This is a genomic window from Novosphingobium sp. RL4, from assembly GCF_035658495.1.
Classification (GTDB): domain Bacteria; phylum Pseudomonadota; class Alphaproteobacteria; order Sphingomonadales; family Sphingomonadaceae; genus Novosphingobium.
The window spans coordinates 1,714,607-1,727,362 of the sequence record NZ_CP141945.1 but is presented as its reverse complement, the minus strand read 5'-3'; the positions used below and the strand labels follow the sequence as shown (position 1 = coordinate 1,727,362).

The window sequence follows — 12,756 nt, the reverse complement described above, 5'->3', positions numbered from 1 at the left end:
CACCTGTTCCGGTTCATTTCTCGACAGCGATCTCGTCGATTTCCTCGTCCTCGTCGGCGTACCAGTTCTCGCTGCCCGGGATGGTCGGCAGCGAACGGCAATCGTTGAGGTCGCGCGCGATCTGCTCGGCGAACTTGGCCGCGACCAGCGGCAGCGGGCGCCCCTTGAGCTGCCCCAGCACCAGCGGCCCGTAAGTCCGGTCGATATCGCTGATCCGCCGCACCGCAAAGCGCGGATCGTGGCGCCACACATCGGCGCCGATGTCGATCTGGAAGGTAATCAGATCACTGCCGGCAACCAGCTCTGCCAGGAAATCGAAGCTGTTTGCCTCCACCGCGACATTGAGCTTGGCAGAGCTTGAAAGCAGGCGGCTCTCCACGATTTCGCGCCCGCCGAAGGCCATGTCCGGCATGGCCACGTCGTAATGCGCGCATTCCCTGAGCCGCAGCACTTCGTTCTTGGCCAGCGGATGGTCCGCCGCCATCACCGCGACCAGCCCCTGCCCGATGGACATGATCGGATGCAGCTCCGAGGAGCGCAGGGGGCGGAAGATCAGCACCAGGTCCATCTCGTATTCCATCAGCGCCCGCACGGCGGTGCTGTGGTCGGTAACGCTGACCTTGAACTTGACGTTGGGATGCTTCTCGCGAAAATCGGCGACGTGGCGAAGCACGAAGCTGCGCGCCACCGCCTGGCTGCAGGCAATCCGGACTTCGCCGCGCTGCAGCCCTTCGAGCTCCTCGATCTGGGAGTAGACCCGGCGCAGTTCCGATGTCTGCATCCTGATCCAGCCGATCAGCACCTCGCCGGCAGCCGTCAGCCTGACACCCGAGGTGTGCCGCTCGAAAATGGTCGAGTTCAGATCGTGCTCGACGTCCTGAATTCGTCGCAGCAGAGCCGAGGGGGTGACGTTCAGCCGTTCGGCCGCCTGGCGCACGGACCCGACCCGCGCGACTTCATCGATATATTGCCAGATCCTCTGGTTGCGTAGCGCCATCTGCGACTCCGTTCGATTTTCGGCTACACCCTGCCCGTGGTTTAACACCACTTGGGCAACGGCACATCCCTTATGCAACGAACGTCACGAGGCAGCGGCTTGGGAAGAAGCGCTTCCTCGTAAAACTCACAATATCGCCCGCCGGTCAACATTATTGTTATCATCGGGGTATTATTTAAATCACGTCTTCGGGGTGTTCCAATGGACCTGCAATTGAAGGATAGAATTGTTGTCATTACCGGCGCGGGTAAAGGCATGGGTCCGGCCATTTCTACATCGTTCGCCAAAGAAGGCGCCAAACTTGTTCTGCTGGGCCGCGACACCGAAGCGCTCGATATATTGAAGATGGCGATCGACGAAATCTCGTCCGCCCTTGTCGTCAAGTGCGACGTTACCGATCCCGCAGCCTGCGCTGCCGCCGTCACTGCAGCGGAATCCCATTTCGGACCGGTCGATGTCCTCGTCAACGTTGCCGGCGGCACCGGCCCGGTCGGCGCAACGGCGTGGGAAACCACACCCGAAGGCTTCGACGAGATCATCCAGCTCAACATGGGCGGCTGCTTCCTGATGATGCGCGCGGTGCTGCCCGGCATGGTCGCCCGGCGCTATGGCAAGATCGTCAATGTCGGCGGCACCTTCGGCATGCACGGCCGCGCCGGGCGCATGGCCTATTCCGCCTCGAAATGGGGCCTGCGCGGCATCACCAAGTCCACCGCGATCGAAGCGGGGCCCTACAACGTCAACGTCAACATCGTCGCCCCCGGCATGGTGGACGGGCCGCGCTTCCGCACCAAGGTCATGCCCGGCATGGCCGAAGCCCGCGGGCTGACCGAAGACGAAGTGATCGCCGAGCATGCGGCCGAATATGCCCTGCGCCGGATCAGCACGGCCGAGGACGTGGCTTCGGCCTGCCTGTTCCTCGCCTCCGACGTCTCGCGCCAGATCACCGGCGTCGACCTGCCGGTCGACGGTGGCTGGGCCTCGCTCTGAACCCTGAATTGCATACGGAACGCCCCATGACTGCTGAGCCCATGACCGCCGATATCGTCATCAACGGCGCAACCCTCGTCACTGACAGCGCCATGTTCGCAGCCTCGATCGCCATCAAGGACGGCGCGATCCTGGCGATCGGCGCGCCCGAGGCGATGCCGGACGCCGCCGAAGTGGTGGACGCCACCGGCAAGTACATCCTCCCCGGCGCCATCGACGCCCACGTCCATTTCCGCGATCCGGGCTATACCCACAAGGAAACCTGGGAAACCGGAACCGCCAGCGCGGCCATGGGCGGCGTCACCACGGTGTTCGAGATGCCCAACACCAACCCGCCCACGGGTAATGTCGAAGCGCTCAACATGAAGCTGGAATCGGCGAAGAAGGCCTATGTCGATTTCGGCATCTACGGGCTCCTGGGCGAGGACAACCTCGACCAGCTCGAAGCGCTGATCGAAGGCGGCGTGGCCGGGTTCAAGTGCTTCATGGGCAATACCTTCGGCAACCTGCCCTCTCCGCCCAGCGGCGCGATCCTCGAAGGTTTCGAGATCGTCGCCAAGCACGGCTACCGCGTCGCGCTCCATGCCGAGAATGCCTCCATCATGGCGCGCCGCTCGAAGAAGCTGCGCGAGAACGACTGCTGCGACCCGCTCGCCCATCTCGACGCGCGGCCGCCGGTAGTCGCAGTGGAGGCGGTATCGCGCGCGGCGATCCTGGCCGAATGGACCGGCGCACGCATCCACGTCCTCCACGTCTCCTCGGGCGACGAACTGCGCCCCCTGCGCGAGGCCAAGGCCCGCGGCGTGGACATCACGGCGGAGACGTGCCCGCACTACCTGCTGCTGGACGAACACGCCTATACCGAGAAGAAGTCCCTGATCCGCGTCAATCCGCCCGTGCGCGAGAAAGTTCATCAGGAGCAGCTCTGGCAGGGCGTTGCCGACGGCACGATCGACATGATCGCCACCGACCATGCCCCGCACAGCCACGCGGAAAAGCACAACGACGACATCTGGCGCGCCGACTGCGGCTTCACCGGGGTGCAGACGCAGATGCCGCTCATGCTCACCCAGATCGCCAATGGCCGCATGACGCTCAACCAGTATGTGCGCATGACCTCGCTGGCGCCCGCCAAGGCGTTCGGCCTCTATCCCCGAAAGGGCGCGCTGCTGCCGGGTTCGGACGCCGATATCGTCGTCGTCGATCTCGACAAGGTGGTGAAGGTCGATTCCGCGCTGCTCAAGTCCAAGGGATCTTCCACCCCGTTCCAGGACTACGAAACCCGCGGCGCGCCGATCCACACGCTGGTGCGCGGACGCTTCGTGATGCGCGACGGCGAGCTGGTGACCGAAGCGATGGGCCACGGCCTCAACGTGCGGCGCATCCAGCAGATGCCGACGCCCAGGCCCACGAACACGCACACCACCACCCGCGCGATCCTCGAAAAGCGCGGCAAGCGTTACTGAGCCGGACGCACCGCCAGACCGGTCCCTCACTCGGACGGCGCCCAGCAAACGGCGCCGTCCGTTCTTTCCCATGTCCCGAGCAGAAGAGTGTCCATGTCCATCAAGCTCGAACAGGCCCGTGCCATCGTTTCCGCCGCGCTCGAAAAGGGCCGTGAAATGGGGCTCAAGCCCTTGACGGTCGCCGTGCTGGATACCGGTGGCCATCTCGTCAGCTTTGGACGCGAGGACGGCTCCTCGACCCTGCGCCCGCAGATCGCCACGGCAAAGGCGGCGACGGCGCTGGCGCTCGGCCTGTCCTCGCGCGCCGTTGCGGCCATGGCTGCCGACCGTCCGGCATTCGTGGCCTCGCTCGGCGCCATCGCGCCGCAGGGCATCGTTCCTGCCGCCGGCGGCCTGCTCGTCATCAGCCCGGAATATACCGTGATCGGAGCCGTCGGCGTGACCGGCGACCTTTCGGACAACGACGAAGCCTGCGCCCTGGCGGGGATCGCCGCCGCCGGGCTTGCAACGAAGGAATAAGCCGCATGGCCACCCAGACGATCGACCGCGCCGGCCTCTCCGTCGAATCCTCGCTCGCGGCCTTCATCGAGGAGCAGGCCCTTCCCGGCACCGCGATCGCCCCTGAGGCCTTCTGGCACGACCTTGCTGTGATCTTCGCGCGCTTCACCCCGCGCAACGCCGCCCTCCTGGCGACCCGCGACCGACTTCAGGCCCGCATCGACGCATGGCACCGGACGCACCGCGACCAGCCCTTCGATGCTGCCGCCTATCAGGCATTCCTGAGCGAGATCGGCTATCTCGCAGCCGAGCCGGCACCTTTCAGGATCGCGCCCGAAAACGTCGATCCCGAACTTGCCGCGATCGCCGGGCCCCAACTTGTCGTGCCGGTGCTCAATGCCCGCTTCCTGCTCAACGCCGCCAATGCGCGCTGGGGCAGCCTTTACGACGCGCTCTACGGCACCGACGCCCTGCCCGGCAAAGCCACGGGTCCGGGCTACGATCCTGAACGGGGCGCTGAGGCGATCGCCTGGTCCAGGGCCTTCCTCGACCGCGCGGTCCCGCTCTCCAACGGCTCCTGGGCCGACTTTGCGGGCGGCGATCCCGCGCTTGCCGATCCTGCCGCGTTCGCCGGGCGCCGGGGGGCCAACATCCTGCTGCGCCATCACGGCCTGCACATCGAGATCGTGATCGATCCCGCCCATCCCATCGGCGCCGCCGATCCGGCGGGCATTGCCGATATCCAGCTTGAAGCCGCGATCACCACAATCGTCGACCTCGAGGATTCCGTCGCCGCCGTGGACGGGCCGGACAAGCGCGATGGCTACGCCAACTGGCTGGGCCTGATGCAAGGCGATCTCGAAGCGACCTTCGAGAAGGGCGGCAAATCGGTGCGACGACACCTTTCGCCGGACCGCGCCTACACCGCGCCCGATGGCAGCCCGTTCTCGCTGCGCGGCCGCAGCCTGCTGCTCGTCCGCAATGTCGGGCACCTCATGCGCACGCCCGCCGTCCACCTGCCAGACGGCAGCGAGGCCTTCGAGGGCATACTCGATGCCGTCGTCACCAGCCTGATCGCGCTGCACGACCTTGACGGCAGGGGCCGCTATCGCAACAGCCCGGCCGGCTCGATATACATCGTCAAGCCGAAGATGCACGGGCCGGACGAAGCGGCCTTCGCCAACGACCTGTTCGATGCGGTGGAAGACATGCTGGGTCTGGCCCGGCACACCATCAAGATCGGCGTCATGGACGAAGAGCGCCGCACATCGGCCAATCTGGCAGCCTGCATCCATGCGGTGAAGGACCGGATCGTCTTCATCAACACCGGCTTCCTCGATCGTACCGGCGACGAGATCCACACGTCCATGCAGGCCGGGCCGATGCAGCCCAAGGGCGACATGAAAAGCGCCCGCTGGCTTGTCACTTACGAGAACCGGAACGTGCAGATCGGCCTCCAGACCGGATTTTCCGGCCGGGCGCAGATCGGCAAGGGCATGTGGGCCGCGCCAGATCGCATGGCCGACATGCTGGAGCAGAAGATCGCCCATCCGCTCAGCGGTGCCTCCACCGCCTGGGTGCCTTCGCCCACGGCGGCAGTGCTTCATGCCACGCACTACCATGCGGTGGACGTGGCAACGCGCCAGTCCGAACGCGCAGCCGAACCCCCGGCATCGCTGGGCGACCTGCTGACGCTTCCGCTGGGCCGCCCCACGGATTGGAACCGGACCGCTATCGAGCGGGAACTCGACAACAACGCGCAAGGCATCCTCGGCTACGTCGTGCGCTGGATCGACCAGGGCATCGGCTGCTCCAAGGTTCCGGACATCAACGATGTCGGGCTGATGGAAGATCGCGCCACGCTGCGTATCTCCGCGCAGGCGCTCGGCAACTGGCTGCTTCACGGCGTCTGCACGCAAGACGACGTGGAAGCCGCGCTGGCCCGCATGGCGGAAAAGGTCGACGCCCAGAACGCGGCTGACCCGGATTACAGCCCGATGTCACGGGATCGGGAGCGTTCGGTTGCATTCCAGACCGCCCGCGCCCTGATCTTCGAAGCTGCCGCCCAGCCCAACGGATATACCGAATGCCTGCTGCACCGCTTCCGGCTCCAGCGCAAATGCGCAGCCTGAACGGTCGTAACGGACTTAACGGAAGAATTTGACGGATCGCGGCTGCGGCCGCGGTCCTGATTCCTGCGCCGGGCGTTCTGCTCGGCCACATTTCCTCTGCCCTGCCCGGCATCGAGGAGCGGCGCCCCCGCACGGCGCCTCAAGACCATTCGCTGAGCGCAAGAGGATGGCTCACGGGCGCATAGTTGCCCGCCCCTTACCCCGAAAGACCCCGCCGGCCGGTTTCGCGCCGGGCTATAGTCGTGAATACCGCCTTGCGGCGGTCATGCCGCCGCCGCGAAGGCGACCTGTCCCGCATGGACCACGTTCCGGCGGGAAGCGCTGGCATTTGGGCGCCGGGGACGAAAGAGCGCTCGCGCCATGAATGTATTGTAATTGGCACCCGCAAATGTGCGCTCGTATCCCCTGCCTCGTCATCGGCAGGGCGGGGAGCACGCCTCAGCGGGCCCGTCCGTCCGATCGCCGTGGCATGCGGCTTATGACGGATATCAAAGGCCTGAAGACCGGAAGAATTGAGGCCTGAGAAGGTGAAGCCAAAGAATTGAGGAAAGTGTCTGCATAAACAGAACGACTGGACACCGCTTCAGGCAGCATCAGGCCGGAATGGCCTCTTCCAGGCCAGCCGCGCCTGACAGGGAAGGCTGGAATCGGAAGCCGCGCCCTTAACAACTAACATTAACAACCGTCGTAAAGCGACTGGAGAGCACTCTCCACGCCCAGAGGCCAGAAGGCTCTTGCGGAGCGCCCACAGAGGCGTGCGGAGCCTGCCGAAGGGTCGTTCGCCGGATCGGCCAAATTATTCGCAGGATCAACGCATGTCCTTGAATTACAACGAAAATGATCGCGACACTTTAGCCAAAAGTGTATCACAGAGCAATAGGTTATTCTTTTTAGAGGGGATTGTGATGCTTTCTGCGGCCAAGGCTGCGGATCACCGTTAACCGGCAGATTAAGTAAATCACCTTTACCGGGGTTTACCATATCCTTCGACGACGGCCTGTTAACTGACCCGCCTGACACACCCTCTGCCACCTTCTCGGTCGATACCGGTTCTCCGGCGAATTCCACCAAGTCGTCACCGGGCAACATATCGGAGAATTTCGATTTCTCCGTGATCTTTTGCCGCCACATACGGGCCGCGATTTCCCGCTCTTCTGGTCCGACTGCGCTGGTATAGATTGCTGTTGTCTTGATGTCCGCATGTCCAAGCCATCTCTGGACCAGTGTAAGCGGCACTCCGGCCTGGATCGCACGGACGCCGAAACCGTGCCTCAGACCCTTGGGGCTGGCATAAGTGCCGGTTATTCCCGCACTTTCCATCACCTCGCAGATCCGGCGATAACCCGTCATGCGGGACCATGGCCACAGCTCGGGATCGTCGCTGGAGCGCGATCGGAGCCATTGATACAAAACTCTCAGAAAGTTGGGCGGAAGAGGAATTGCCCTAAATATTCGTTTGCCGCGCTTTTTCAGGCACTGGATAATGACGTGCTTGGCCTCGAAATCGATACTGTCGACGGTCAACGACAGCGCCTCGGAGATTCGGCAGCCAGTATAGGCCAGCATCCAGCAAAACGTTCGCACATCCGCACTTCGATTACGTGCGGAACGTATGAATGCGTCGATCTCATTATTAGTAAGATATTTGCGTTGTCCGTGCCGGTTATAGACAGTCCATGGCATATGATGAAGCCCTCGCGGTGACGGATTATCCGGTAAAGACATAGCGTTAACGCCGCTACCAAAACCCCGCTCCGGGCGGTTTGAGACACTTTTGGCTAAACCGTCTCAGACACGGCAGTTCCACTCGGAGTCTTGCTGATGTGGGGGTTGGCAATGGCTATTAACGCGGACAGACGAAGAACCGAGGGCACCAGGGCCGGCGCGGCTCACGTTGCCCGCCTGGCCAGATACCCTGACACGGCGCTCTTCTGGTTCCGCATTGGAAACTATCCGCATCTCGTGGCCGCCTATGGCCAGGAACTCGCTTCCGAGGCGGTGGCGACCGCTCATGACCATATCGCCCGGCTCGTTCAGGACAATGGCACCATGGAGACATGCCGCGCGGATATCCTGGAGGTCAGGATCAAGCGCGGCACCCGGCTCGGCGACACGATGACCCCTGAGACCGGCACGGCCTGGGCGGCGACGGTCTGCGAGGCGATCCCGCTGCTGGCCTTCGCCAGCAAGGCGGGGCCGATCCATGTCTGGGTTTCGGCCTGCTGGAGCATCTTCACCCCCGAAAGCGATTCCGGCGAAAGCGATTCCGGCGAAAGCGATTCCGGCGAAGACGATGCCAGCCCGGGCGATGTTTCGGAATGGATGTTTCCCTTCGTCGGCGCCCTTCCCGAGTATGGCGAGGAAGCCGAGCGTTACCGGGCCGACATGGCGATCGTCTCCCACGCCCTCACGGCGCTCAAGTCGATGCGGGACGGCACTGCCGGAAGCGGAGGCCTCCGCCCGTTCTGGCAGAAAGTGCGCTGCGCGGACTCGGGGGTGACCCGTTACTTCGAGGCGCTCGCCCGGCTATCCGACAGCAAAGGCCTGCCGGAACGCCCCGGGACCTACATCCTCTCTATGGAGCGGCTGGGCTTCGTGCGCCTGCTCGATCTCTTCATGGTCCGGCAGGTGATCGCCGAACTGGAACGCTCGGAGGACATCCAGATCGCGGTGAACCTGTCCGCCCTGAGCCTGAGCGACGATCCCTGGTGGGACGACATCCGTTCGACCCTGCGGCGCAACGGTCACATCGCCCGGCGCTTGCTGCTCGAAATCACCGAAACCGCATCTTTCCCGAAAGTCTCCGATGCCGTGCGGTTCGTCGATACGATGCGCCGCCTCGGTTGCGGCATCGTGCTTGACGATTTCGGCACGGGGTACGCTTCGGTCAGACAATTGCTGGCTTTCGCGCCCGACATCATCAAGATCGACAGCCTGTTCCTGCGCCGGGCCACCGCTTCGGAGCGTGGCCGCGCGATCTTCGTTTCCCTTGCTCAACTGGCCAAGTCGATCAGCGCTACCGTCGTCGCGGAAGGGGTCGAGACCTCCCAGCACCGGAATATCGCGCTGGAGGCGGGGGTGAACTGGCAGCAGGGCTACCTCTGGGGCCAGCCCTGCGGCTGCCGACCAAGACCTTACGTGGCGGACGGACTTCCGCAACCGCCGGAAACATCACGGGGCTGGCAGTGCGCGCCGGAACCTTCGCTGAGATTCGTCCAGTGAAGAGGCCGGCGTCCTGCGGGCGCCCAACTTCCTTCGGGTCGCCTCCGAAGGCCGAGAGGTGCGGCACCTTGTTTCGTGGGGGCGAACAACTGCCCGGCCGCACCTCTCCGTTCGCAATACCATATGAATTCACTCGTTAAATATCAGAATTTATCTCGATACATTTATATCGACAACATTTCAGATAACGAAAACACTTCGAAAAACGCATTTATTAAAATAAAAATGCAATAATTTTTCCCACCATACGGCAGATTATCTTGAGATGTATCTGCCACGGATTGGAGAATTTCACATGTCCGGATTTCGTCCGACTTATCTCATCGCGGGCATTGCCGCATTCGGCCTCGTGGCAGCAGCGCCTCCGGCGCCCGAGCGCGTGAAGCGCGCCAGCACCAGGATGGCCACGCAGACCGGCGCCGAAGGCCTGCCCGCTGCCGGCGGCGGCGGCGCTGCCGCCGCGGCGGGCGGAGGCTTCCTGCAAGGCTCGTGGCTATGGGCTCTGGGCGGCATCATTGCCGCAGGCGGCCTGACCGCGGTTGCCATCAGCAACTCCGACGATCCGCCCGCCAGCCCGGCGTCCTGATCCGCGCGCCGCCTCTGGGGGAGGCGGTTACATCCATTGAAGACACAGTCGCGCCGGACGGTATCGCCCGGCGATAGGGGGGCGTGTGCTCACTTCCGTTCAAAGTCCAATGCCTTTCATCGAGGCACCCGACAGCGGCGACCTGCCGCTGCGGGACGCCGTCGCCGCGCCTTATGGCAAGCCGCTCCGCTTCCTGCTGACCGGATGCCAGTTGCTGGCGGCCGACGGCGCCGGATTCCTGGCCGGCCATGCCCTGTTGCTGGCGTCCTGGCCCGCCGCCTGGGGAAACCTCCACGAACACGTCATGCTCATGCTGGCGGCCACCTATTTCCCAGTCGCCTGCTACGGCGGCAGTTTTTCGCCGGCGCTGGCCTCCAATGCCGTGCGCAGCGTGCAGCGGGCCTGGCTCGCCATCCTCGTGACGTTCCTGACGCTGCTGGTACTGGCCGCCCTGTTCGAGCGGACGACCGGCCGCATTTCGGAAACCCTCGCCTGCGCGGTCGGCGCTTCGGCCCTGACCATCGGTGTCGCACGGTTCGGGCTGGCCAGCCTGCTCGCGTCGCGCTGGTGGCGCGCGCGGTCGGGTCATGCCCGGACGATCGTGCTGCTGGACGACCAGTCGATGGCCACGGCCATGGCGATTTCCGACGGCATCATCGTCGACGTGAAGGCCCACGGGCTGCGCGCCGATCTCAATGACCCCGCCGCCCTTGCCCGTCTCGGCACGCTGGCGAACAACGCCGATCGCGTCGTCGTGGCCTGTGCCTCCGACAAGCGCGCCTTGTGGGTGGCGGCGCTGCGAGGCGCCAATGTTCCGGTGGAAGTGGTGGTGGACGAAGTCGGCGAACTGGCGCCGATGGGAGCCGGCCAGTTCGACGGACGCACCACGCTCAAGGTCGCGGCCGAACCGCTCTCGCTCGACCAGCGGATCACCAAGCGCGGGTTCGACATCCTGTTTGCCAGCGCGGCGCTGGTGGCCCTGTTGCCGCTGCTGCTGTTCACCGCCCTTGCCGTCAGGATCGACAGCGCCGGCCCGGTGATGTTCCGCCAGCCGCGCATCGGACGCGGCAACCGCACCTTCCTGATGCACAAGTTCCGCAGCATGAAGGTGGAGACCCAGGATCTCCACGGCAGCCAGCTGACGAGAGGTCGCGACGACGACCGGATCACCCGCGTCGGCCGCTTCATCCGCGCCACCAGCATCGACGAACTGCCGCAGCTGATAGACGTGCTTCTCGGCCACATGAGCATCGTCGGACCAAGGCCCCACGCGCTCGGCGCGAAGGCCGGGGACCAGCTCTACTGGGAAGTCGATGCGGCATACTGGCACCGCCACGCCGTCAAACCGGGACTGACCGGACTGGCGCAGGTGCGCGGTTTCCGCGGGACCACTTTCGTAGACACCGACCTCAGGAACCGGCTGGAATCGGATCTCGAATATGTCCGCAACTGGTCCCTTTCGGGCGACATCAGGATCGTCTGCCGGACCGTCATGGCGCTGAGCGGCAAGTCCGCCTTCTGACCAACACTTTCCCTTCTTGCATCTCCGCCGGGTGAAAGCCCGGCCGGACCGAACGCATACATACAGGAACTGGCGTAATGCATATTGCTGTTTTCGGAATGGGCTATGTCGGCCTTACTGCGGCCGCGTGCCTGGCACGATCGGGACACATGGTCAGCGGCGTCGAGGTCAACGAGGCCAAGGTCGCGGAGCTCAACGCCGGCGGCTGCCCGATCGCCGAACCGGGCCTTCACGAACTGCTGCGCGAAGGCCGTGAGCTGGGGCTCCTGTCCTATACCCAGAACGCCGGCGACCTCGTCAACGAATGCGACATGGCGATCGTCTGCGTGGGCACGCCGAGCGGACCCGACGGTTCGCACAACATGTCGTATATCGGCGAGGTCAGCCGCCAGATCGCCAGCGCGGTCACCACGAACCGGCCGCGTCCGCTGACCGTGGTATACCGCTCCACCATCCGGCCGGGCAGCCTGGAAACGCTGGTTCACCCTATCTTCGAGGCGGAACTGGGCGACCGCCTGCCGCAGGCCATCGAACTGGTCTACAACCCGGAATTCCTGCGCGAAGCGACCGCGATCGAGGACTATTTCCACCCGCCCAAGATCGTGATCGGCACCGTGGACGGCGCGCCCTCGGAAAACATGACGGCGCTTTACGACGGCATCGCCGCGCCCACCTTCGTCACCCGCTTCCGCGAAGCGGAATTCACCAAGTTCGTCGACAACACCTGGCACGCGGTGAAAGTGGCCTTCGCGAACGAGATCGGGCGAACGGCGGTAAAGCTCGGCATCAGCGCGCAGAGCGTTCACGAGATCTTCGTTTCCGACACCAAGCTGAACATCTCGCCCTACTACATGCGCCCGGGCGGCGCCTTCGGCGGCTCCTGCCTGCCCAAGGACGTGCGCGCGCTCCAGTATATCGCCGCCGATGTCGGCGCGCATACCGTCATGATCGATTCCGTCCTGCGGTCGAACGAGAGCCACAAGTACTTCCTGTTCCAGTACGTGCGGGAAAACGTGCCGGAAGGCGGCAAGGTGCTGATGGCGGGCCTTTCGTTCAAGGCGGACAGCGACGACTTGCGCGAAAGCGCCAATGTCGATCTTGCCCGCAAGCTGCTGGAATCCGGATATCAGCTTTCGGTCTACGACCCGACCCTGATCCCCTCCAAGCTGATCGGGCAGAACCTGGGCTATGCCTATAGCCAGTTGCCCGCGCTCAACCGCCTGTTCGTGCCGCGCGACGTGGCCGAGAGCGAGGAATGGGACCTGGCGATCGACACCATCGGCCTCATCGCCGACCTCAAGGTGAACGCGCGCAAGCATGTCAGCACCAACCGTCTGCCGTGA

Annotated in this window: 10 protein-coding genes; 8 read left to right on the top strand and 2 right to left on the bottom strand. The window is 64.1% G+C overall.

What is annotated here, in order from left to right:
* Nucleotides 1-13 precede the first annotated feature (13 nt).
* Entirely contained in the window at nucleotides 14-997 is a 984-nt protein-coding gene (locus U9J33_RS24465; RefSeq protein ID WP_054441770.1) for a LysR family transcriptional regulator, read from the bottom strand.
* 201 nt (nucleotides 998-1,198) lie between these two features.
* Between U9J33_RS24465 and U9J33_RS24460 the strand changes: the two genes are divergently transcribed.
* From U9J33_RS24460 to U9J33_RS24445, 4 genes are all read left to right on the top strand, one after another.
* Nucleotides 1,199-1,987, top strand: a complete 789-nt coding sequence (locus tag U9J33_RS24460) for an SDR family NAD(P)-dependent oxidoreductase (RefSeq protein WP_324699498.1) — start codon at nucleotides 1,199-1,201, stop codon at nucleotides 1,985-1,987.
* A 26-nt stretch (nucleotides 1,988-2,013) separates the two neighbouring features.
* Nucleotides 2,014-3,453: an allantoinase AllB gene (gene allB / locus U9J33_RS24455; RefSeq protein ID WP_231636213.1), complete on the top strand. Its 1,440-nt coding sequence runs from the start codon at nucleotides 2,014-2,016 to the stop codon at nucleotides 3,451-3,453.
* A 93-nt stretch (nucleotides 3,454-3,546) separates the two neighbouring features.
* Nucleotides 3,547-3,972, top strand: coding sequence for a GlcG/HbpS family heme-binding protein (locus U9J33_RS24450; protein ID WP_324699497.1), 426 nt, complete (start codon nucleotides 3,547-3,549; stop codon nucleotides 3,970-3,972).
* A gap of 5 nt (nucleotides 3,973-3,977) precedes the next feature.
* Nucleotides 3,978-6,083: a malate synthase G gene (locus tag U9J33_RS24445; RefSeq protein WP_324699496.1), complete on the top strand. Its 2,106-nt coding sequence runs from the start codon at nucleotides 3,978-3,980 to the stop codon at nucleotides 6,081-6,083.
* Between the two features lie 675 nt (nucleotides 6,084-6,758).
* Here U9J33_RS24445 and U9J33_RS24440 read toward each other — a convergent pair.
* Nucleotides 6,759-7,766, bottom strand: a complete 1,008-nt coding sequence (locus U9J33_RS24440; RefSeq protein ID WP_324699495.1) for a site-specific integrase — start codon at nucleotides 7,764-7,766, stop codon at nucleotides 6,759-6,761.
* A 153-nt stretch (nucleotides 7,767-7,919) separates the two neighbouring features.
* On the opposite strand from U9J33_RS24440, the gene U9J33_RS24435 reads away from it, so the two are divergent.
* The 4 genes from U9J33_RS24435 (at nucleotide 7,920) to U9J33_RS24420 (ending at nucleotide 12,756) form a co-directional block, all read left to right on the top strand.
* Nucleotides 7,920-9,305, top strand: coding sequence for an EAL domain-containing protein (locus U9J33_RS24435; RefSeq protein WP_324699494.1), 1,386 nt, complete (start codon nucleotides 7,920-7,922; stop codon nucleotides 9,303-9,305).
* Nucleotides 9,306-9,600: 295 nt separating this feature from the next.
* Entirely contained in the window at nucleotides 9,601-9,891 is a 291-nt protein-coding gene (locus U9J33_RS24430) for a hypothetical protein (protein ID WP_324699493.1), read from the top strand.
* A gap of 109 nt (nucleotides 9,892-10,000) precedes the next feature.
* The gene (locus U9J33_RS24425) at nucleotides 10,001-11,413 is read left to right on the top strand and encodes a sugar transferase (protein WP_132468900.1); all 1,413 of its coding nucleotides are present in this window, start codon (nucleotides 10,001-10,003) and stop codon (nucleotides 11,411-11,413) included.
* 77 nt (nucleotides 11,414-11,490) lie between these two features.
* Nucleotides 11,491-12,756, top strand: coding sequence for a nucleotide sugar dehydrogenase (locus tag U9J33_RS24420; protein ID WP_324699492.1), 1,266 nt, complete (start codon nucleotides 11,491-11,493; stop codon nucleotides 12,754-12,756).